The 20,014-nt window shown below is 63.5% G+C and carries 22 protein-coding genes; 7 read left to right on the top strand and 15 right to left on the bottom strand.

The annotated features are described in order from the left end of the window. Positions 1 to 20: 20 nt before the first annotated feature. Entirely contained in the window at positions 21 to 1,424 is a 1,404-nt protein-coding gene (locus C2L65_RS37200; RefSeq protein ID WP_233446635.1) for an aminotransferase-like domain-containing protein, read from the bottom strand. Between the two features lie 307 nt (positions 1,425 to 1,731). On the opposite strand from C2L65_RS37200, the gene cyoA reads away from it, so the two are divergent. The 4 genes from cyoA to cyoD are packed head-to-tail and all read left to right on the top strand — an operon-like array spanning position 1,732 to position 5,607. Continuing rightward, positions 1,732 to 2,592 carry a ubiquinol oxidase subunit II gene (cyoA, locus tag C2L65_RS37195; protein ID WP_042308590.1) on the top strand — a complete coding sequence of 287 codons (861 nt, stop codon included), beginning with the start codon at positions 1,732 to 1,734 and terminating at the stop codon, positions 2,590 to 2,592. A 5-nt stretch (positions 2,593 to 2,597) separates the two neighbouring features. Further along, positions 2,598 to 4,601 (top strand): cytochrome o ubiquinol oxidase subunit I, encoded by a 2,004-nt coding sequence (gene cyoB / locus C2L65_RS37190; RefSeq protein WP_042308743.1) that lies wholly within the window; start codon positions 2,598 to 2,600, stop codon positions 4,599 to 4,601. Positions 4,602 to 4,603: 2 nt separating this feature from the next. Continuing rightward, a complete protein-coding gene (cyoC, locus tag C2L65_RS37185) occupies positions 4,604 to 5,227 on the top strand; it encodes a cytochrome o ubiquinol oxidase subunit III (RefSeq protein WP_042308589.1) in 624 nt (207 codons plus the stop codon). Further along, positions 5,224 to 5,607: a cytochrome o ubiquinol oxidase subunit IV gene (gene cyoD / locus C2L65_RS37180; RefSeq protein ID WP_042308587.1), complete on the top strand. Its 384-nt coding sequence runs from the start codon at positions 5,224 to 5,226 to the stop codon at positions 5,605 to 5,607. The genes cyoC and cyoD overlap by 4 nt, the downstream gene beginning before the upstream one ends. Positions 5,608 to 5,664: 57 nt before the next feature. On the opposite strand, the gene C2L65_RS37175 is transcribed toward cyoD, so the two are convergent. From C2L65_RS37175 to sctU, 14 genes are all read right to left on the bottom strand, one after another. Next, positions 5,665 to 6,072, bottom strand: coding sequence for a DUF934 domain-containing protein (locus C2L65_RS37175; RefSeq protein WP_042308584.1), 408 nt, complete (start codon positions 6,070 to 6,072; stop codon positions 5,665 to 5,667). Next, on the bottom strand, positions 6,069 to 7,859 hold the full coding sequence (locus tag C2L65_RS37170) for a nitrite/sulfite reductase (RefSeq protein WP_042308581.1): 1,791 nt from the start codon (positions 7,857 to 7,859) through the stop codon (positions 6,069 to 6,071). Before C2L65_RS37170 ends, C2L65_RS37175 begins: the two co-directional genes overlap by 4 nt. 234 nt (positions 7,860 to 8,093) lie before the next feature. Then, positions 8,094 to 8,555, bottom strand: coding sequence for an MEKHLA domain-containing protein (locus tag C2L65_RS37165; RefSeq protein ID WP_042308579.1), 462 nt, complete (start codon positions 8,553 to 8,555; stop codon positions 8,094 to 8,096). A gap of 64 nt (positions 8,556 to 8,619) precedes the next feature. After that, the gene (locus C2L65_RS37160) at positions 8,620 to 9,075 is read right to left on the bottom strand and encodes a CesT family type III secretion system chaperone (RefSeq protein ID WP_007579462.1); all 456 of its coding nucleotides are present in this window, start codon (positions 9,073 to 9,075) and stop codon (positions 8,620 to 8,622) included. 83 nt (positions 9,076 to 9,158) lie between these two features. Beyond that, on the bottom strand, positions 9,159 to 9,380 hold the full coding sequence (locus C2L65_RS37155; protein WP_042308577.1) for a hypothetical protein: 222 nt from the start codon (positions 9,378 to 9,380) through the stop codon (positions 9,159 to 9,161). 80 nt (positions 9,381 to 9,460) lie between these two features. Beyond that, positions 9,461 to 9,703 (bottom strand): type III secretion protein, encoded by a 243-nt coding sequence (locus C2L65_RS37150; RefSeq protein ID WP_042308575.1) that lies wholly within the window; start codon positions 9,701 to 9,703, stop codon positions 9,461 to 9,463. Positions 9,704 to 9,705: 2 nt separating this feature from the next. Then, positions 9,706 to 10,956, bottom strand: coding sequence for a hypothetical protein (locus C2L65_RS37145; protein WP_042308573.1), 1,251 nt, complete (start codon positions 10,954 to 10,956; stop codon positions 9,706 to 9,708). Between the two features lie 136 nt (positions 10,957 to 11,092). Further along, positions 11,093 to 12,061: a hypothetical protein gene (locus tag C2L65_RS37140; protein ID WP_042308570.1), complete on the bottom strand. Its 969-nt coding sequence runs from the start codon at positions 12,059 to 12,061 to the stop codon at positions 11,093 to 11,095. Continuing rightward, complete coding sequence (gene sctS / locus C2L65_RS37135; protein WP_007579472.1) at positions 12,058 to 12,321, bottom strand: type III secretion system export apparatus subunit SctS; 264 nt, start codon at positions 12,319 to 12,321, stop codon at positions 12,058 to 12,060. Before sctS ends, C2L65_RS37140 begins: the two co-directional genes overlap by 4 nt. Before the next feature lie 30 nt (positions 12,322 to 12,351). Beyond that, positions 12,352 to 13,008 (bottom strand): type III secretion system export apparatus subunit SctR, encoded by a 657-nt coding sequence (sctR, locus tag C2L65_RS37130; RefSeq protein WP_007579477.1) that lies wholly within the window; start codon positions 13,006 to 13,008, stop codon positions 12,352 to 12,354. Further along, positions 12,986 to 14,170 carry a type III secretion system cytoplasmic ring protein SctQ gene (gene sctQ, locus C2L65_RS37125; protein WP_042308566.1) on the bottom strand — a complete coding sequence of 395 codons (1,185 nt, stop codon included), beginning with the start codon at positions 14,168 to 14,170 and terminating at the stop codon, positions 12,986 to 12,988. The genes sctR and sctQ overlap by 23 nt, the downstream gene beginning before the upstream one ends. A gap of 18 nt (positions 14,171 to 14,188) precedes the next feature. Next, the gene (gene sctP, locus C2L65_RS37120) at positions 14,189 to 14,749 is read right to left on the bottom strand and encodes a type III secretion system protein SctP (protein ID WP_042308564.1); all 561 of its coding nucleotides are present in this window, start codon (positions 14,747 to 14,749) and stop codon (positions 14,189 to 14,191) included. Between the two features lie 8 nt (positions 14,750 to 14,757). After that, a complete protein-coding gene (sctV, locus tag C2L65_RS37115) occupies positions 14,758 to 16,842 on the bottom strand; it encodes a type III secretion system export apparatus subunit SctV (RefSeq protein WP_042308563.1) in 2,085 nt (694 codons plus the stop codon). A gap of 44 nt (positions 16,843 to 16,886) precedes the next feature. Continuing rightward, complete coding sequence (gene sctU / locus C2L65_RS37110) at positions 16,887 to 17,960, bottom strand: type III secretion system export apparatus subunit SctU (RefSeq protein WP_042308741.1); 1,074 nt, start codon at positions 17,958 to 17,960, stop codon at positions 16,887 to 16,889. 233 nt (positions 17,961 to 18,193) lie between these two features. Here sctU and C2L65_RS37105 point away from each other — a divergent pair, with 233 nt between their 5' ends. From C2L65_RS37105 to sctJ, 3 genes are read left to right on the top strand one after another with little or no spacing between them, the layout of a single operon-like run. Continuing rightward, positions 18,194 to 18,799, top strand: coding sequence for an HrpB1 family type III secretion system apparatus protein (locus C2L65_RS37105; RefSeq protein ID WP_042308561.1), 606 nt, complete (start codon positions 18,194 to 18,196; stop codon positions 18,797 to 18,799). Between the two features lie 15 nt (positions 18,800 to 18,814). Next, positions 18,815 to 19,207: a type III secretion protein gene (locus C2L65_RS37100; RefSeq protein WP_042308559.1), complete on the top strand. Its 393-nt coding sequence runs from the start codon at positions 18,815 to 18,817 to the stop codon at positions 19,205 to 19,207. After that, positions 19,207 to 20,007 carry a type III secretion system inner membrane ring lipoprotein SctJ gene (gene sctJ, locus C2L65_RS37095; RefSeq protein WP_042308557.1) on the top strand — a complete coding sequence of 267 codons (801 nt, stop codon included), beginning with the start codon at positions 19,207 to 19,209 and terminating at the stop codon, positions 20,005 to 20,007. The genes C2L65_RS37100 and sctJ overlap by 1 nt, the downstream gene beginning before the upstream one ends. Positions 20,008 to 20,014 lie beyond the last annotated feature (7 nt).

Raw genomic sequence — 20,014 nt, 5'->3', positions numbered from 1 at the left:
CAATGAGTGAATGTGTCGTGCTAAACCAGCAAGCGGTTATCGGCGGAAGGCTTGCGTTCGACGAGCGCCGCGAGCTTGCGCAACGCCGACGTCAACTCCGTGCGCCGCGTGCAGCCGCCAAGCGAAATACGGATCGCGTTCGGCACGTCGCCGGTCTGGCAAAACGCGGAAGAGGGTGCGACGACGAGACCTTCCGTGCTCGCCGCCGCCGCAAGGCTTTGAGCGGCCCATTGCGCAGGCAAGGGCTGCCACACATGAATCGCGCCGCTGGAGGCCGGCATGCTCACCGTCGACAGTATCTGGTTTGCCGCAAGCAGGCGCTCTCCCGATTCCTTCAGTACCCCCGCCAGCACGTCCGCTGCCGTGCCGTCGAGTATCCATTGCGTGACCAGTGCGTTGGTGAGCGGCGGCGACATCAGCGACAGCGAGCGCAGCGCCTTCAGAAACGTTTCCTGCGCTGCGGCGGCCGGCAACACGAGAAACGCGGCACGCAAGCCCGGCGAGATGCATTTGGACAACGTGGACAGGTAATACACCTGCTGCGGTGCGAGACTCGCGAGCGGCGCAGGTGGATCGTCGGCGAATAGCCAATAGGGATCGTCTTCAACGACAGGCACATTGCGACGCGCCGCCACGGCCAAGATTTCCTTGCGGCGACGCTCAGGCATCGTCTGCGCGGTCGGGTTGCGGATGGTCGGGTTCAGATAGATCAGCCCACCCTCGGTGCGCGAGCAAGCGGCTTCGAGTGCGTCGGGCCGCATGCCGTGCTCGTCGGACGCGATCGTGTCGAGCGTGCGGCCGAGCTGCCGCGCGATCAGCGGCAGGCCCGGATAGATCAGCTGTTCGGTGAAAATGGGCGCGTTCTGCTGCGTGAGCGCCAGCATCAGCGCGGCGAGCGCCGAATGCGCGCCTGGTGTCACGACGACGCGCGACGGGTCCACGCGCCCAAGTATCGGCTTGAGCCACGCCGCGCCCGCCTGCCGGTCCGTATCGCTGCCGCCGCCCAGTTGATAGGTCATCAACAGATCGACGTCGCTGCGCACCAGCACCTGCGACAGTCCGCGCCTGAGCAGCACCGCGAGATCGAGGTCAGCGGGAGGCGGCGGAATGTTCATGCTCAGATCGACTTGCTGCATGAACGTCGCTATCGGTGGCGCGATGAACGTACCCAGCGGGCCGCGCGATTCGATCAGGTTGCGCCGGTGCGCCTCGGCAAAACCGCGCGTCACGGTGGTCAGATCGACGCCGATCATCTCCGCGAGCTTGCGTTGCGGCGGCAGCCGGTCGCCCGGATTCAGTTTGCCGTTGGCAACGCCGCGCTCGATCAGATCGACGATCTGTAGATAGCGCGCCTTGCCGTTGTCTGCGAAGTCAGTGATCCAGTCAGGCCGCCGCGCAGGGCGCTTTCTCGAAGATGAAGTCATGTGTGGCAACTTGTCGCGCATGTATGGTGTATGTCTTACTCTAGCATGCGCCGCCATAGCCTATGTATGTATCCGCCGCAAGGCCATAGCCATAGCGGAAGCTCGCGCGTGTACGACGGTTGGGGGATAGATGCATGGGGCTATGTAACCCGGCAACCAACCTGAAAGCATGCGCAACCCACCTACACACGGGGGTTCCCCCCAATCAGCGGGACGATGGTTCCGCTCCCCTCCATTTCGAAGACAACTCGTACGCGCAGGCCGCGTCGCCGCGACCGGCGCGCTGAGCCTGCTCGGCGGCTGCAGCATGGTGCTCTTCAATCCGAAAGGCGACATCGGCGAGCAGGAGAAAAACCTGATCCTGATCGCGCTCGGGCTGATGCTGCTGGTCGTGATTCCCGTGATCGCGCTCACGCTGTATTTCGCGTGGCGCTACCGGGCGTCGAACACGAAGGCGAAGTACGCGCCGACGTGGGCGCATTCGACCACCATCGAAGTCGTCGTGTGGACCATTCCGTGCATCATCGTCGCGACGCTCGCGGTGCTGATATGGAAGACAACGCATAGCCTTGATCCATACAAGCCGATCGAATCGAACATGAAGCCCGTTCGCGTCGAAGTGGTCGCGCTGAACTGGAAGTGGCTGTTCATCTACCCGGACTACGGTGTGGCCTCCGTCAACCAGCTTGCGCTGCCCGTCGATACGCCCGTCGATTTCCGTCTGACGGCGGAATCGCTGATGAATTCGTTCTTCATCCCGCAACTGGGCAGCCAGGTCTATGCGATGTCCGGCATGCAGACGCAACTGCATCTGATCGCGAACAGCTCGGGCACGTATGCGGGCCGCTCGTCGGCGTTCAGCGGGCCGGGCTTCTCGGACATGAACTTCGACACGGTCGTGACGAGCCGCGGTGAATTCGATGCATGGGTCGCGCGCGCGAAAGCATCGCCGCAGGCGCTCGACGTGGCCGCCTACGACAGCTTGCAGCAACCGAGCAAAAAGAACCCCGTGACGCTGTACAGCAACGTGGCGCCGGGACTGTTCGACGGCATCGTCTATCAGTACATGCGTGACGCAGCAGGCCGCCCGATCTGCACGACGGCCAACGCTGACATGTATGTCAAGCCGGCTCGCTTGCCTTCACACGCAGCTTTGGTATCGGAGTAGTGGATATGTTTGGAAAACTTACGCTCGATGCGATCCCGTATCACGAGCCCATCATCATGGGTACGCTCGGCGTCGTCATACTGGGCGGCCTCGCGTTGCTCGGCGCGATCACGTATGTGGGCAAGTGGTCGTATTTGTGGAAAGAGTGGATCACGTCCGTCGATCACAAGCGGATCGGCGTGATGTACATCATCCTCGCGCTCATCATGCTGCTGCGCGGGTTTGCCGACGCGATCATGATGCGCGCCCAGCAGGCCGTCGCGTTCGGCGACTCAGCGGGCTACCTGCCGCCGCATCACTACGACCAGATCTTCACCGCGCACGGCGTGATCATGATCTTCTTCGTCGCGACGCCGCTGATTCTCGGCCTGATGAACGTCGTCGTGCCGCTGCAGATCGGCGCGCGCGACGTTGCGTATCCGTTCGTCAATTCGCTGGGCTTCTGGCTGTCGGCTGTCGGCGCGGTGCTGGTGATGATCTCGATGTTCGTCGGCGACTTCGCGGCGACGGGCTGGGTTGCGTATCCGCCGCTCTCCGAGCTTGGCTACAGTCCAACCACGGGCGTCGACTATTACATATGGTCGCTACAGGTGTCCGGTTTAGGCACCACGCTGAGCGGCATCAACTTCATCGTGACGATTCTGCGCATGCGCGCGCCGGGTCTGAACCTGATGAAGATGCCCGTGTTCTGCTGGACGGCGCTGATCACGAACATCCTGATCGTCGCGGTGTTCCCCGTGCTCACGGGCACGCTCGCGCTGCTGACGATGGACCGCTATCTCGACATGCACTTCTTCACGAACGAGCTTGGCGGCAACGCGATGATGTACATCAACCTGATCTGGGTGTGGGGCCACCCCGAGGTGTACATCCTGATTCTGCCTGCATTCGGCGCGTTCTCGGAGATCATCTCCACGTTCTCCGGCAAGCCGCTGTTCGGCTACAAGTCGATGGTGTATGCGACGTCGTCGATCGGCGTGCTGTCGTTCTTCGTGTGGCTGCATCACTTCTTCACGATGGGCTCGGGCGCGAACGTCAACGCGTTCTTCGGCATCATGACGTCGATCATTTCGGTGCCGACGGGCGTGAAGCTGTTCAACTGGCTCTTCACGATGTATCGCGGCCGCATCCGCTACCACACGTCCACGCTCTGGACGATCGGCTTCATGGTGACGTTTGCCGTCGGCGGCATGACGGGCGTGCTGCTTGCCGTGCCGGGCGCGGACTTCGTGCTGCACAACAGCCTGTTTCTCGTCGCGCACTTTCACAACGTGATTATCGGGGGCGTGGTGTTCGGCTGTCTCGCGGGCATCAGCTACTGGTTCCCGAAAGTGTTCGGCTTCACGCTCGACGAGTTCTGGGGCAAGGTCGCGTTCTGGTGCTGGCTGGTCGGTTACTGGCTCGCGTTCACGCCGCTGTATATCCTCGGTTTCCAGGGTATGACGCGCCGCATGAATCATTACTCGGTGGCCGAGTGGCATCCGTGGCTGATCGTTGCGCTCGTAGGCGCCGTGATCATCGGCATGGGCATTCTTGCGTTGCTGATCCAGTTCGCGGTGAGCATCCGCAAGCGCGAGCAGTATCAGGATCTGACGGGCGACCCGTGGGATGCGCGCAGCCTCGAATGGTCGACGGCTTCGCCTGCACCGTTCTATAACTTCGCGCATGTTCCCGTCATCACGTCGCTCGAGCAGCATTGGGACAACAAGCAGGCGGGCAGCGCATACGCCAGGCCCACGAAAAAGTACGAGGACATTCATATGCCGCGCAACACGGCGGCAGGCTTCATCATCTCCGCGTTCAGCCTGCTGTTCGGCTTCGCGATGGTGTGGCACATGTGGGTGTTCGCGATCGTTGCGCTGATCGGCATGATCGGCACGTTCATCGCGCGCTCGTACGATCAGGATGTCGACTACTACGTTCCTGCTGCCGAAGTGGAGCGGATCGAGAACGCGCGTTACAGGAAGATCGAAGACGAGCGTGACGAAGAATTTGCGGAGATGGCCTGACCATGACAAGCGTATCGACCTATCGGGCCGGCGAGCATCACGACGCGCACGGCCACGACCATGACCACGACAGCGGAACCCGCACCACGCTCGGGTTCTGGATTTACCTGATGAGCGACTGCCTGATCTTCGCTACGCTGTTCGCGACCTTCGGCGTGCTCGCCAATGCGACGGCGGGCGGGCCGACGGGCAAGCAGCTGTTCGAGTTGCCGTATGTGCTGGGCGAAACCTTGCTGCTGCTCGCCAGCAGCTTCACGTTCGGCATGGGCGTGCTGAGCATGAATGCGAACCAGCGCGGCAAGGTGGTCGGCTGGCTGGCCGCGACCTTCGTGCTGGGCGCGGCCTTCATCGGCATGGAAATCTATGAGTTCGCCCATCTGATCAGCGACGGCGCCGGACCGTCGACCAGCGCGTTCCTGTCGGGCTATTTCACGCTCGTCGGCACGCACGGCTTGCACGTGACGACGGGGCTGCTATGGATCGTCGTGATGATGCATCAGATCAGCCGCTTCGGTCTGACGCCCGTGACGCGGCGGCGCATTGCGTGCCTGAGCCTCTTCTGGCACTTCCTCGATCTCGTCTGGATCTGTGTGTTCAGTCTTGTCTATCTGCGTGAATTTCTATGAGCAAAACATCTGGATCGAACGTGACGCATGATCACGTTCATGATGCGTCGCATGGCAGCGTGAAGAGCTATGTGGTCGGCATGCTGCTGTCGCTGGTGCTGACGTTCGCGTCGTTCGGCGTGGTGATGACGCATGTCGTGCCGCGCTCGATGGCGCTGACGGCTGTGGTCGTGCTGTGCGTCGTGCAACTCGTGGTGCAGTTGCGGTATTTCCTGCACCTGGGATCATCCGCGGATCAGCGCTCGAACACGGGGATTTTCGTGTGTACGGGGTTGCTGATCGCGATCATCGTCGCGGGTTCGCTATGGGTCATTCACAACGCGAACGTCAACATGATGCCGACGCAGATTTCGGTCGAGCGCGCGCTGGCACGCGACTAAAGAAGGTCTCCATGTGTTAGCGGCGCTTTGACTTCCGTCAAAGCGCCGCTAACAACTTCAATTCCCCGCTTCCACTTCCCTCCGCCTGAATGGCGCATCGCGCGCCACGTCACCCTGATAGAAGGCGGCGAAGCGATCGAGTTGGCGCTGCGCGTCGGCGGGATCGACACCTTCGGCGAGCACTGCGCTCGAAAACCCCGTGCGTTCCATCTGACTCAATTGATCCGCGAGCACGTCGCCCGTTGCGCGCAGATCGCCGCTGAAGCCGAGCCGGCGACGAATCAGATACGCCTGGCTGAACGCGCGGCCATCGGTGAAGTTCGGAAAGTGAAGTTCGACCCGTTCCGCTTGAGCGATAGCCTCGCCATAGGCAAACGGATCGGCGTCGTTATCGAGTGTGACGACATGCGTGACAGCGTCGGCGAGATGTTCGGCGGCAGCAAGAATACGGATACGCGATTTCATGCGGACACCTCCATCGGCGCGCGGGCGGCATTGGCCGCAGTCTTGAACGGGTCGAGCCCGATACGCCGCACCGTTTCGATGAAACTCTCGCGGCGCGGCCCCGATTCCGTTCTCTGCTCGACATACGCACGCAGCACGGCTTCGATCACGTCGGGCACCTCGTGCGCGGAGAACGACGGCCCGATCACCTTGCCCGGCTGCGCAGCGCCACTTGCATGCGAACCGTCGGAGCCGCCGAGCGTGACCTGATACCACTCGGCGCCATCCTTGTCGACGCCGAGAATGCCGATGTGTCCGCTATGGTGATGCCCGCAAGAATTGATGCAGCCGCTGATGTGCAGATCCACTTCGCCGATGTCTTCCAGCTCGTCCATGTCCTGATAGCGTTCGGTGATCGCTTCTGCGACGGGCAGCGAGCGCGCATTCGCCAGCGCGCAGAAGTCGCCGCCGGGGCACGCGATCATATCCGTCAGCAGACGTACGTTGGCGCTCGCGAGTCCCACGCTGCGCGCCGCTTCCCACAACGCGAGCAGATCGTTCTCATGCACCCAGGGCAGCACGATGTTCTGAGTGTGCGTGACACGCGCTTCGCCGGCCGAGAAGCGGTCGACGAGTTCGGCGACCTGATCGAGCTGGTCGGCGGATGCATCGCCCGGCGCCTGCAACAGGCGCTTGAACGACAACGTGACGATGCGCAGTGACGGATTCCTGTGCTGCGCGACGTTGCGCTCAAGCCAGCGCGCGAATTGCGGAATGCTCGCGGACGCGTCGTGAGTCGCCTTGCGTGTGAGCAGGTCCGACGGGTTGTCGACAGAGCCGCCTGAAGGCTGCACGAAGTACGCGCTCACGCGCTCAAGCTCGGCGCGCGGAATCGTATGCGGCCCACCGTCATGCTCGACGATCTGACGAAACTCTTCTTCCACCTCGTCGATGTACTTCTGGCCTTCCGCCTTCACGAGTATCTTGATGCGCGCCTTGTACTTGTTGTCGCGCCGCCCGTACTGGTTGTACACGCGGACCACGGCCTCGATGTAGTTCATGATGTGCTGCCACGGCAAGAACTCGCGCAGCACCGTGCCGATGACGGGCGTGCGTCCCATGCCGCCACCGACCGTCACGCGAAACCCGAGTTCGCCGTTCTCGCCGTAACGCAGCCGCAGGCCGACGTCGTGCCAGTCGGTCGCCGCGCGGTCATCGCTTGCACCTGTAATCGCGATCTTGAACTTGCGTGGCAAAAACGCGAACTCGGGATGCAGCGTGGTCCATTGGCGCATGATTTCAGCGAACGGGCGCGGGTCCGCGATTTCGTCGGGCGCTACGCCCGCGCGCTCGTCGCACGAAATGTTGCGGATGCAGTTGCCGCTCGTCTGGATGCCGTGCATGTTGACGGTCGCCAGCAGGTCCATCACATCGGCGGCCTTCGCGAGCGGAATCCAGTTGAATTGCACGTTGGTGCGCGTCGTGAAGTGCGCGTGATGCGTCGGCAGCCGAACGGTGCCGAGCTTGCGCTGCGCATCCAGCGCCTGCCGGTAGACATCCGCTTCCGGCGCGTCATATTCCCGCGCCACGCGCGCGAGCACGCGCAGCTGCGCGCTCGACAACTCGCCATACGGCACCGCGACGCGCAGCATCGGCGCGTGCCGTTGCACGTACCAGCCGTTTTGCAGGCGCAGCGGACGAAAGGCGTCTTCGCTCAATCTGCCGTCCTGCCAGCGTTCGATCTGGTCGCGGAACTGCGCGGCGCGATTGAGCAGAAAGGCTTTGTCAAACTCGTTGTACTGATACATGGCTAACCTGGAGGGCGGCGAGAGCATGGTTTTCCAGCTTTCGCCTGGGTACGCGGAACGACGGCCGATACCATCGGCATGTTCGCTTGAATCTACTGGCGCACGTATCCGCCGACAAGACGCAGATGACGCGAAAATGACCGCAGCAGATGAGAAAACCGGGCAGCGCGCGCCAGGACGCGGGCTGCCCGGTCAAGATGAAGAGGGGAGTTGGGGCTTGCTTTGAGGGCGAATTTATTCAGGCAGCGCTGTGGTATGCGGAATCATCGCGGCTTGGCCGTGCAGCTTGCCGTGCTCGTCGATGAGTTGCCACACGGTCGCGCGTTCGATCCAGAAACGGCGGCCCGTCTTCGCGATGCGTATGCCGCGATAGCCGGTCACGAAACCGTCGCGTGTCACCTGGTCGAGAAACGCCTGACGTTCGCTGCGTTCCGGCGCTTCGGCGGAAAGGCGTGACGGGAGCGCAGTGATTTCGTCCCAGTCGTAGCCAAACAGCGTCTGCACGCGACGGTTTCCGTAGACGAACACGGGGTCGTCAGCGGTATTGTGCGCGAGCAGCCCGAAGGGCGCATCGTGATAGAGCCACGCGACGGCATCTTCGGCGCGCTCATGCTTTGGGACGAGTTCAGTGCCCAGCAGACGCGCATAACTCCCTGTGAGCAGGTTGAAAAAATTCAGGTCGGTGCGTAAATCCATTGGTCTTCCATGTTCAGGCCGTGTCGGAGGACATTCTAGCGTGGCCTCGTATCTCGTGAAGAAGTCATGCCCTTATCCACGAGAAGTTGCCCGACACGATCGCCTCGAAACGCTCATCGCTCGCTTCGAGAATGCTCTGCTTCCAGTACGCGCCATGTTCCGAATAGTGGGCGAGGAGATCGGCGAGCGTTTCGCCCGTCGGTGCATCGGCGAATGGCACGCGCACGAGCAGCACGACATTGCCATAGTCGGAGTCGAGTCCGAGTTGCGCCTGGTCTTGCGCATACACGAGCAGATTCGCTTCGAGCATGAGCCGGTAGACGGTCGTGATGCGTCCCGCCGTCACCGCGCCGAAGTCGAAGCTCAGGTAGATCGCGTCCGGATCTTCGTCGAAGCAGTCGAGCCGCACATCGAGCCCACCCACTTCGATCGAATGTGTCTGCAACACGTGCTCGACGTCGGGCAAGCCGACCGCCTCGCACAGCGATGCAACGAGTTCTGCATAACGATCTTCACTCACGGTGCGAATACCCGCTCAAACAAAGGAGAGTCCTGCAAGGCGTCAAACGGCTGGCCGCTGCGCAAGCGGCCAGCCAGCCTGCGTTACGATGCCTGCGCGGCCTTCTGGATGCTCGACGCACCCGACTTCATCGCTTCGCCGAGCGCCTGCAGGAGGCTCGCATTCGACTGCGCTTGCGCGATTTCGAGTTGCTGTTGAGCGTTGTTGTTGATGGTCGCTTCGGCGCTTGCCGTCGCGCTGCTCGAGTTGACGCCGTTCGTGACGGCGCCCAGTGCGGATGTTGCTGCCGTTGCAATACCGGGCATGGTGGCTCTCCTGGAAAGTTCCGGCAGACGGTATGTCGAACCGGTGGTTGAAAAAACGGAATGAAATGACGTTCTACACGTCAGCCGCGCAACGCGTCCTCGCGCAACTGCCCGACGATGCGGCTCGCGGCGACGAGGCCGCGATAGATGCGGGCGCGCGCATCGCGGTCGGTGGCCGTGCCGTCTGCCGCGTGATTGAGCTGCTCGGCGCTCTCTTCGAGCGCCTTGCGCAGTTCGGCGACGCGCGCATCGGCGTCGGCGGCTGTCACGACGTTCTGCAACGCCATGAAGTGTTGTGCGTGGCGTTCAATGGCTTCGTACATGGTCATCTCCGTAACGTGTCGGCCGTCTGCGCGACGGACGTCTGGGGTGGGTCGAGCACATGCCGCGAGGCGGCAAGCCCGGTGAGCTGTTTTGCAAGCGGTGAGGGCGGTTCGTTTGCCGCTTTCGAAACGGGCGGCGTTGCATCGCTTGCGGGTTGCTGGGGGGCGGCTGCTGCGGGCGCTGCGGGGTCGCTGGCCGCGGCAGGTGCGCTTGCATTCGTGTCGTTGTCGAGGATGAAGATGTGCTTCACGCCATCGGGCGTTTGCGCATAGCGCACCGTATCCGACGAGACAATCGCGATATAGCTCGCGCCCGCCGGTGCGTCAGCCTGCTCGGCGCCCGTTGCATCGATGCGGATGTCTTTCACGTTGGTGGGCAGATCCGGACGGATGCGCTTCACGCCTTGCTGCAACGCGTCCATGTCGACGTCCTTGCCCGCAATCGCGAACACGCCGTTGCCGTCGTAATGCACGCTGATTCCCGCGACGGGCAAGCTCTCGCCGATGCTGCGCCGGATCACTTCGGCGATGCCGTACTGCGCCTGCACACGCGGCGACGTGATCGATGCAAGCAGGCGCCGCGCGGCGAGATTCTCTGATTCGTTTGCGACGAGCCCGCGAACCAGCACGCCGCCGTGACCATCCAGCGATGCACGCAGTTCGTTCAGATGCGCGGCCGCGAACTCACGGTTCACGTTTTCCATCGCGGCGACATCGTTGGGCAGCATCGATGCCTTCGCGCGTGTCGTCATCGACAAGGCGCTGACGCATGCGATTACAGCCAATGCAACACAGGCCGCGCCGAGTGCGACGAAGGTCCGGCGGCGCGAGCGTTGCTGGCCGCGTTGGTCGTCCTCGGGCTGGGCGGGCTTTAATAGCGTCGACAGCAGAGCGAGATCGCTGGGCCATTCGACATCGTCAGGTCCGATGCAGATCACGCTCTGGTCGAACTGCATCGGCAGAAAGTCGAGCATGAAGATGGACGCGGTGTCTTCGACGCGATCGTCCTTCAGGTCTCGCGTGTCGGTTTCGTTGGGTGGCGCTTCGTCGCTTGCGTCAACCCCAGCCTCTTGCACAGCGAGCCGCCGCACGGTCACGACCTCGCCATCGCCGACTTCGACGATTGCGGACGGCCCCGTCCAGTCGGTGATGCGAATGTCGGCGTCGTCATCCGCGTCGATCCGGTAAAGACCGGGGCCGAGCGGTGCGGTCGCGCCAGCATGAATACCCGTCAGGATGCGCAGTTGTTTCATGAGTTCGGTCGGTCAGGCGGAGAAGCGGGGGGAGCTGTCGCGCTGTTCCGCTTCCTTCGATGAGTCGCAGATTAACGGACGCATGGGCCGCGATAGGGGCCGCTTGCGAAGGCACTCGCGCGCACGCGAAGTGACTTCAGATCGCGGATTCAGCGGTACCGGTGGCATCGGCTGGACGCGTGCTCCGCGCGTATGCGATGCCGTCGAGCGCGGCATTCGCGCTCACCGCGCGTCGTTCGCGGCCCGCGAGCATTGGACCGCCCGCGACGAGCGCGAGCAGCGGCGCGAGGACGTTGCGAGCCTCTTTCGACGTATTTGTACGTACTGCCGTGGCAGCTACAGAACTTGGCAACGCTTCGCCCGCCTGCCGACGCGCGGCGGCACGCGCCGTGGCGTCCATCAGCGACTGGCGAACCTGGGCGAGCGATGCGAGCGGCAACGCGCCTTCCTGCCGCCGCAGCGCGCGCAATTGCGATAGCGCGTCGTGCAGCGAGCGACCGGGCTTTAGCAACGCGTCGCACCAGGCACTCGCCAGCGCTTCACGGCGCGATGAACCGGCAAGTGTCAACGCATGCGCGGCAAATTCGGGTACGACGCCCGCAGCGCGCTTCGTACCGTTCGCGCCATCGAGCGTGAGATCGTCATCGTGCTTGCCGTGTTGATCCTGCTGCCGTTGCTGTTGTTTCTGTTCGTCTTGCGGCTGCCCACCGCCGCGCGAGCCTCCGTTGCCGCCGTCGCGGGACACGCGCAGTGCGGCGTTTCGCTGACGGTCGGTGTTTCTCGTGTTCTGAGGCGCTCTCATGCTGGTGCCTGAACGGCCCGTCGTTGGCCGGCGTGTCGCGGCAAAGCGCGTTGCGGCTGCCTTGCCCTGGCGCTTCTTTGAAAGCGCTTTGGCAAGACGCCGCGCATTCGCCGAGCGCGCCTGTCCCTGCAAATGCGCGTGATGCGCGTGGGCGAAGCGCACGTTATTGCGCAGCGACGTGGCAAAGCGCGCGCGCGTCTGTTGCCGCGCCGGTTCGGTCACGGCGCGTTGCGTCTGCGCGGCCTCCTGGGTGGTCGGCGTACCTGAAGTCCCCGTAGCCGGGCGCGAGTGAAGTGGGTTCATCGCTGCACAGCCGTCAGTAGCAACTGGTTCGCAAAGCGCAGGATCGCCGACGCACCGAGCGGCGCAACGACGATGAGCGCCACCACCACGGCAATCAGCTTGATGCCGAACGACAGCGTCTGATCCTGCAGCGACGTGATCGCCTGCAGGAACGACACCAGCAGGCCGACGCCAGCCGCGACGACGACGACGGGCAGTGACACGTACAGGCACAGCAGCAGCCCTTGCGTCGCGAGGCCGACGAGCGTATCGAGAGTCATGGCAAGTCCGTAGTTGAAAAGGCGCGGCGCCTACCGGTAGCCGAGAATGAGGCCATGCATCAGCGTGGACCAGCCGTCCATCGCGACGAACAGCAGCAGCTTGAACGGAATCGCGACGTTGGTCGGCTGCACCTGGTTCAGGCCCATCGCCATCAGCACGTTCGCGATCACGAGATCGACGACGATAAAGCCGATGTAAAGCAGAAAGCCGATCTTGAAGGCGTCCGTGAGCTCCGTCAGCGTGAACGCGGGCGCGAGCACGATCAGGTCGGTGTCCTTCAACGCCTTCGCCTGCTGCGCGGGCCACAAGGCCGTCGCGGAGCGCAGGAAGAATTGCCGCTCGCGCGATTGCGCATGCGCTTCGAGGAAGGTGCGGAACGGCTCGCGCGCGGCGGCGATGCCCGCCGTCACGTTCTGCGTGACGTTGCCGGGCGCCTGGTTGGCCTGCATGCCCTGCATCGCGGAGAACGCGACGGGCGCCATGATGTACACGGAGACGATGATCGCGATGCCGTTGAGCACCATGTTCGGCGGCACCTGCTGGACGCCCAGCGCGTTGCGCAGCAGCCCGAGCACGACGACGATCTTCATATACGACGTCACCACCATCGCGATGAACGGGATCACGCTGATCGCCAGCACGACGATCAGCAGCCCGGTGATGTCACCTGTCTGAATCGCCGGCATAAGCCATCCTCGTGATACGTACGCCCAGATGTTCGCCGACACAGACGATCTCGCCATAGCCCACGGTTTGCCCATGCGTGACGAGACGCACAGGCGTATCGAGCACAGGCGCAGACAGTTCGATCACATAGCCGGGGCGCAGCGCGGCAAGCTGCGCGAGGGGCAGCGCCACACTGTCGATTTCGAATTGCACGGGCAGATCGAGCAGGCCGATATCGAGTGGTGCGTCTTCTGTGTCGTGCTGCCAGTTGCTGTGCGCGTCGGGTTCGGCCGTTTCGTCGAGTGTGGCCGCTTCGGTTTCGTGCAGCGCTTCACCGTCTCCTGGCAGCGTGTCGGCCCATTCGGCCTGCAAGGGTTCTTCGTTCATGATGGGTTTCTCTTCTACAGTGACCTGCGTGCCGTCGATCACGACACGCGCATGAATGCGCCGCATACCCGTTGCCGTCGCGCCCCAGGACGCGTGCGCGGTGAATGCTGCGCCGCTGTTCAACGCTTGCGCGACGGAAGGCGCGAAGGCGCGCAGCACGACGTCGCCGGGACGCAGCGACTGCAATGCGGCAAGCGGAACATGCCGGGCGCCGAGCGCGATCGACCCAGCGACGCAGATGGGCGATGCTGAAGCGAACATTTCCGTTGCATGACGTGACGGCAACGCGGCGAGCCGCTTATGCAGCACGTCGAGCGTCGCGCCGGATGCGCCGATCGAAAGCCGATGCACGACGCCTTCATGCAGCAACGCGACGTCGAAGCGTTCGCCGCTCACAACGCCCGCAGGCGCGCGTTCCACCGACGCCACACGCCAGCGCCCCAGGCCCGCTGCCTGAAAGCGCTGCACGAGCGGCGCGAGCAGCGCGTTGGCGAGCGTGCTGCGCAATGCGTGCCGTGCGCGGTCGCCCGAGCTGGCCGCGACGATTTGCAACGCGGGATAGCGCGCGAGATCGAGATCGATATCGAGCGTGCCTTCGAGATGCGCGAGCACGATGCGGCCCGCTTCGTCGAAAGCGGTATCAGCGGTGACAGTCGGCGCGATTTCGAGCGCGTCGATGGCGCCGAGTCGGCGCAACGCATCGAGATGACGCGCATCGCACAGAATGCGGGCGGCACGCGCCGCATCGGGCGTGACGCGTCGCAGCTTCTCTGCATACGGATGTTCGGTAGACACAGTGGACAAAGGCGTGAGCTAGTGGATTGTCAGTTCGAGCATGCGTGCTTCGCCTTGGGAAGCGAGCAACTGGCGCAACTCGCGTTCGAGCAGGCCGGCATGATGCAAGAGTAGTTCGCGCGTGTCGGCGGACTCGACGTCGAAGCGAAGCAAGAGAACCGAAGGCGAAAGCGTCAGATGCAACTGCGTGCCGGGTAGCCGCTGCGGATCGACGCGCATGGCCACTTCCCAGTGGCCGGCCTGGCGGATCGCGGAATTCGACGCGAACTCGGCGACATGCCGCGCGAGCACGTGCGCAAGTTCGAGCATCTGTTGCTCGCGGCGCAGCACAGCCGCGACCACACGCTGACTCGCGCTGCCGATGCGTTGCGCAAGCGACTCTTCCGCATGATGTTCGTGCTGAGCCTCGTCGTTGAGCGACACGGCGAGAAGATCGTCGGGCGACGGTTTGTCGTCGCGTCGCAAGAGCGCCGCGAAATCCGCGTGCCGTGCGCGCCGCATGCGCGCGCCCGCCGAAGCGGGCGAGGTCTGCGCGGGCGCTGCGATCACGCGCACGGGACGCGATGTCGTTCTCGACATGCGTTGCCTCAGGCCGTCACGTGGCCGATCGGCTGCAGTTCCAGATGCCCGCCCAGTTCCTGATACGAATAGACGGAGAGCCAGCCGAGCCGTCCTTCGATCATGCGCCGCACGTAGCGCCGGATATCCATCGACGTGACGAGCGCGATGCCGGGACGCGGCGCCAGCCCCGCAAACGACTCGATGCTGTCGACCAGAAAGTTGATCTGGTCCGGCGGCAACGCGAGGTAATTGCCCGTCGGCGTCTGCTTGATCGCCTGGCGGATATGCTGCTCGACGGGTGCGTCGAGCAGGATCGCAGGGAGGATGCGGGCGCCGAGTGCGGCCCGATGCGCAAGAAAGCGCGCGAGATCGCCGCGCACGTACTCGGTCAGCATCAGCACGTCTTTCTCTTTCGGTCCCCACGCAATCAGGCTTTCCATGATGTTGCGGATATTGCGGATCGGGATCTGTTCTTCGAGCAGCCGTCGCAGCACATCGGCGATACGCTGCGGCGGCAGCACTTTCTGCACTTCGGCGAGCAGACCCGGATACTCGATGCCAAGCTGTTCCTGAATCCACTGCACTTCATTGACGCCGAGAAAGAGCGACGCATTGCGCCTGAGCAACTGCACGCAGACATGCGCGATCACCTGTTCGGCGCGCCAGCCGGACGTCTTGTCGGCGAGCGTGGCCTCGTCGTGCCAGTAGCTCGGCTGCGTCGTGCCGTCGATCGGTTCGCGCTGCTCGCAGCGTTCGGCGAGCGCCTGCGCCTGCGTGTCGTCGGGCTGTGCGGCGAGCCGTTGTGGCAGATCGGCGAGCAGCACCTTGCCTTGCGGCAGTTGCAGTGTGAACGACGGCACGTCGTGCATCAGGAACTCGCAAGTGGACGGCGCGAGCTTCTCGCTGATCCACATGTGAATGCCCGGAAACGGCAAACCGAGTTCTTCTTGCAGCGAAGTGCGCTCGGTTTCGAATGCGTGATTGAGCCGGTCGACGGCGAGCCGTCCGCGCAAGTCCGGAGCAAGGCGTACACCGAGCGCGCAGGAAAATGCAGGCGGCACGCTGGAAATAGCGGGCGTTTCGCTCTTCGCGCCCGCGCGCTGCATCGAGCGCACGGCTTCGAGGTCTTCGAATGCGCGCGATGAACCGCGCTTTTTCAGCTTCCATGCAGTGAAGCCGAGAATGCCGCTCAACACCAGAAACAGCGGCCACGGAAAGCCAGGAACGGCGGCGAACGCAACCAGCAGCAGCGCCGCGAAGCCGAGCGCGGGCGCGCTGCCCATCAGTTGCTTGCCGATCTCCGCTCCGAGCGAGCGCGGTTTCTCGTCGCGATCGTCGGCGACGCGCGTGATCATCACGCCTGCCGCAACGGACAAGAGCAGCGCGGGCAATTGCGCGACCATCGCGTCGCCGACCGAGAGGATCGAAAAACGGTTCGCCGCCTCGCCCGCCGTCATGCCGTGATACAGCACGCCAACGGCAAGACCTGCGACGATATTGATCATCGTGATGATGAGACCCGCGACGGCATCGCCCTTGACGAACTTCATCGCGCCGTCCATGCCGCCATGCAGCGCGCTTTCGAGCGCGAGCGTCGCGCGCTTGTGGCGCGCTTCGTCGGCTGTCAGCAGATTGGCGCGCAGGTCGGCATCGATGCTCATCTGCTTGCCGGGCATTGCGTCGAGCGTGAAACGCGCGCCGACTTCCGCGACGCGCTCCGAGCCCTTCGCGATCACGATGAACTGCACCAGCGTGATGATGATGAACACCACCATGCCGACCACCAGATTGCCGCCTACGACGAGCTTGCCGAAGCTGTCGATGATGTCGCCCGCTTCCGCATGCAGCAAGATCGATTTTGTCGACGCGATGCTGAGCGACAGACGGTAGAGCGTGGTGAACAGCAGGATCGACGGGAACGCGGATAGCGAGACGACGCTCGGCACATAGAGCGTGATCATCAGCAGCGTGACGGCTGTGGCGATGTTCAGACCGACGAGTATGTCGATCATGAAGAACGGCAGCGGCAGGATCATCAGCGAGACGATCGCGACGATCATCACGAGAATGCCGATCTCGCCGCCAGCGGGTAGTTTGAGTGTCTTGAGCATGAGCGTGTGTGGAGCGATGCGGAAGTGAGTAGCAGGGCGTGCGTTCAGCCGGACAGCGGCGGCGCCGCATCGGGTTCACGCGACAGGGCCAGCGAATCGATCCAGCGCAAAATCGCGGCGACGGCTTCGAACAGTTCGTCGGGAATCGGCTCGTCGAGTTCGACCTTGTAGAGTGCGCGCGCGACGGGCGGATGGCCGACGATCGGCACGCCAGCGAACTGCGCGTCGCGGCGCATCTGCAGCGCCGCATCGTCCATGCCCTTCGCGATCACCACGGGCAGCGGATATTCGTCGGGCGCGTAGCGCACGGCCACCGCGTAGTGCGTGGGGTTGACGACCACCATGCTCGCGGTCGCGATCTTGCGAGGCGCGGATGTCGCCAGCTCGCGAGCGAGCCGCCGCCGCTCGCCCTTGATGATGGGATCGCCTTCGTCCTGCTTGAATTCGCGCTTGATCTCATCCTTGCTCATTTTCTTGCCGCGAATGAAGAGGAATTTCTGCAGCTTGAAATCGACGCCGCCGAACACGACATACAGCGCAGCCGCAACCGCGATCAACCGGATCACGACGAAGCTCGCGAGCTTCGACAACTCGGGCAGCGACTGGAACAGCGAGCCGGTGACGAGCGGCAGCAACCCCGTGATGGTCTTCCACATCACGATGGCGAGCACGATGCCCTTGATGGCCATCTTCGCGAGTTCAAGCAGCGACTTGAGCGAGAAGATGCGCTTGATACCCGCCATCGGGCTGATGTTCTCGAACTTCAGGCTGACGGCTTTCATCGAAATCACGATGCCCGTCTGTCCCGCGAGGGCGGCAACGGCGGCGAGAATCGCTGCGCCGATCATCGGCAGCAGTGCGCCTGCCATGCGCGAGCCGATCTGGTTCACCGCGAGTAGCAGTGTCGTCATGTCGTGAGGCCCGGCGACGAACTTCAGCGCAATCGAAATGCACGAGCGCAAGCCGTCGACCATCTTGTCGCCCGTCGCCATCAGCATGCCGACGCCCACGGCCAACAGCGCGCCGTCGACGAGGTCCGTGCTCTTCGCGACCTCGCCGTCCTCGCGCGCCTTGCGCAGGCGTTTCTCGGTTGGCTGTTCGGTTTTGTCGTCGCTCATCGGGCGCTCCTTTACGTGCTGGCGCAGTGTAGGGCGCTCCTCATAGCGGCCGTCCAGGCGAGGCGAAGCCCCGGGCTCGAACGCGAAGCAGGGCAAAACGGCACGCACGATGCGCCGCCAGGTTCGCTTTCGCGCGACTCGCTTCGGTTGCAGCACGAGCATTGCGCCACCGGCTTGATACCTTGCGAAGCGATGACGCACCGCGTCCTGTTTTCATCAAGAGGGTCCACGCCATGCTCGCGAAATCATCACAACCTGGGTCACTACCTGCTTCCTCTCACGCCGCGCCGAACTATCTGCAGTGCGGCGATGCAACCTTGAACGCGCTGATCGAGATTGCATCGGCGGGTCTGTTCCGGCATTTCCCGCAAGCCAGCGCCGACACGACCGACATCGAACTGGTGCTCGACGCGTTGCGCGCGTTCCGCCCGAAGGTGGCCGAGATCGATACGCTGGCGGGCGTGCTGCACATCGTCAACGGCCGCTGGGACGAGGCGTCGCGCACGCTGCGCGACGTGATCGACGCGGCGCCTTCGTTTGCCTACGCGAAGGCGATGTACGCATACTGCCTCGCGGCGCAGAAGGACGCCGGCTGGCGCCAATGGGCCGACCAGGCGCTCGAAGGCGAGGCGGGCCCGGAGACGCGAGCGCTGGTCCGTGCGCTCACCGTGCGAGCCGATCTCGAAACCGCGCGCGCGAACCATCGCGGCGGCGAGTTCGTGCTGCCGGAGTCGTATCGCGATCTCGCCGAAGAGCAGGAGAACGCGCAGACAAAGACCGCGCGACAGCCTTCGGGCGATGCGCCCGCGTTCGCGTCGCACGCTTTCTTGCGCGCCTGACAAGAGGAGCCATTCATGTCGATCTCCACGATTGCCGAAACCGCCGTACATGCCGCCGCCGAGGCCGCAAAGCCCGAGGCGCTGCCGCAGATGCCCGCGCCCGAATCCGTCAGCCGTTTCGAAGACCTGATGCAGCAGCCGCTCGCCATGCCAGGCAACGACGCGACGCAGCACGGGGGCAGTCATTTTGTCGACGCGATCCGCAAGCAGGACGGCCAGATGGAGGCCGCGCTCGAACAGGTTGAAACACTGAGCGCGAACGCCGGATCGCTCACGCCGACGCAGCAGATCGGGGCGGCTGCGCAGGTGTCGCTGAACCTGTCGCTTGCGCAGTTTGATTTCCAGACGAAGATGGCCGTGGTGTCGGCGTCGAAGTCGTCGGCCGAAACGCTGATGAAGAACCAGTGATGAGCATCAGAACCTTCTCTCCGTTCGCGAAACGCATGCTGATGGGCGGTGTGTTGATCGCATGCGCGCTGCTCGCGGGCTGCAAGAAAGAGCTGTACACGGGCCTTGCCGAAGAGGACGTCAACGAGATGACGGTCGCGTTGCTGGAGCGCGGTGTATCCGCCGACAAGAGCACGCCGGACGGCGGCAAGACCTATACGCTTCAGGTCGACGACGGCGACATGGTGCGCGCGATGCAGGTGCTGCGCGAAAAAGGCCTGCCACACAGCAAGTTCGACGATCTCGGCAGCCTGTTCAAGAAGGACGGTCTCGTGTCGACGCCAACGGAAGAGCGCGTGCGGTTCATCTACGGGTTGTCGCAGGAACTGTCGGGCACGCTGTCGCATATCGACGGCGTGCTGGTCGCGCGCGTGCAGATCGTGATTCCGAACAACGACCCGCTTGCGCAGACCATCAAGCCGTCGTCCGCCGCCGTGTTCATCAAGTACCGGCCGGGCCTCGAACTCGATGCGCTGGTGCCGCAGATCAAGAACCTCGTCGTGCATAGCGTCGAAGGGCTGTCGTACGACCAGGTCAGTGTGACAGGCGTGGCGGCGGATCAGGTGGATATCGATAGCCGCGTGCCTGCGCATGCGCCTGTCTGGCCGTTCGTGCTGAGCGGGCTGTTTGCGTTGATGGTGGCGGGCATCGGCGTGGGCTATGCGTTTCGTGCGCGGCTAAGCGGGATCGTCGCGCCGCTCAGGGCGAGCCTCGCGTCGCTCGCGCGGCGTTTGCCGGGACGCAGGCAGAAGTCGGCATGAGTATGGC

The sequence above is a fragment of the Paraburkholderia terrae genome, from assembly GCF_002902925.1.
In the GTDB taxonomy this organism is placed as follows: Bacteria; Pseudomonadota; Gammaproteobacteria; order Burkholderiales; family Burkholderiaceae; genus Paraburkholderia; species Paraburkholderia terrae.
This window is presented reverse-complemented; position numbering and strand designations above follow the sequence as displayed.

What these genes read in the sequence shown, in the direction of transcription:
- C2L65_RS37200 (WP_233446635.1), bottom strand. Translation starts at nt 1,424, where the DNA reads ATGACTTCATCTTCGAGAAAGCGCCCTGCGCGGCGGCCTGACTGGATC.
- cyoA (WP_042308590.1), top strand. Translation starts at nt 1,732, where the DNA reads ATGGTGCTCTTCAATCCGAAAGGCGACATCGGCGAGCAGGAGAAAAAC.
- cyoB (WP_042308743.1), top strand. Translation starts at nt 2,598, where the DNA reads ATGTTTGGAAAACTTACGCTCGATGCGATCCCGTATCACGAGCCCATC.
- cyoC (WP_042308589.1), top strand. Translation starts at nt 4,604, where the DNA reads ATGACAAGCGTATCGACCTATCGGGCCGGCGAGCATCACGACGCGCAC.
- cyoD (WP_042308587.1), top strand. Translation starts at nt 5,224, where the DNA reads ATGAGCAAAACATCTGGATCGAACGTGACGCATGATCACGTTCATGAT.
- C2L65_RS37175 (WP_042308584.1), bottom strand. Translation starts at nt 6,072, where the DNA reads ATGAAATCGCGTATCCGTATTCTTGCTGCCGCCGAACATCTCGCCGAC.
- C2L65_RS37170 (WP_042308581.1), bottom strand. Translation starts at nt 7,859, where the DNA reads ATGTATCAGTACAACGAGTTTGACAAAGCCTTTCTGCTCAATCGCGCC.
- C2L65_RS37165 (WP_042308579.1), bottom strand. Translation starts at nt 8,555, where the DNA reads ATGGATTTACGCACCGACCTGAATTTTTTCAACCTGCTCACAGGGAGT.
- C2L65_RS37155 (WP_042308577.1), bottom strand. Translation starts at nt 9,380, where the DNA reads ATGCCCGGTATTGCAACGGCAGCAACATCCGCACTGGGCGCCGTCACG.
- C2L65_RS37150 (WP_042308575.1), bottom strand. Translation starts at nt 9,703, where the DNA reads ATGTACGAAGCCATTGAACGCCACGCACAACACTTCATGGCGTTGCAG.
- C2L65_RS37145 (WP_042308573.1), bottom strand. Translation starts at nt 10,956, where the DNA reads ATGAAACAACTGCGCATCCTGACGGGTATTCATGCTGGCGCGACCGCA.
- C2L65_RS37140 (WP_042308570.1), bottom strand. Translation starts at nt 12,061, where the DNA reads ATGAACCCACTTCACTCGCGCCCGGCTACGGGGACTTCAGGTACGCCG.
- sctS (WP_007579472.1), bottom strand. Translation starts at nt 12,321, where the DNA reads ATGACTCTCGATACGCTCGTCGGCCTCGCGACGCAAGGGCTGCTGCTG.
- sctR (WP_007579477.1), bottom strand. Translation starts at nt 13,008, where the DNA reads ATGCCGGCGATTCAGACAGGTGACATCACCGGGCTGCTGATCGTCGTG.
- sctP (WP_042308564.1), bottom strand. Translation starts at nt 14,749, where the DNA reads ATGTCGAGAACGACATCGCGTCCCGTGCGCGTGATCGCAGCGCCCGCG.
- sctV (WP_042308563.1), bottom strand. Translation starts at nt 16,842, where the DNA reads ATGCTCAAGACACTCAAACTACCCGCTGGCGGCGAGATCGGCATTCTC.
- sctU (WP_042308741.1), bottom strand. Translation starts at nt 17,960, where the DNA reads ATGAGCGACGACAAAACCGAACAGCCAACCGAGAAACGCCTGCGCAAG.
- C2L65_RS37105 (WP_042308561.1), top strand. Translation starts at nt 18,194, where the DNA reads ATGCTCGCGAAATCATCACAACCTGGGTCACTACCTGCTTCCTCTCAC.
- C2L65_RS37100 (WP_042308559.1), top strand. Translation starts at nt 18,815, where the DNA reads ATGTCGATCTCCACGATTGCCGAAACCGCCGTACATGCCGCCGCCGAG.
- sctJ (WP_042308557.1), top strand. Translation starts at nt 19,207, where the DNA reads ATGAGCATCAGAACCTTCTCTCCGTTCGCGAAACGCATGCTGATGGGC.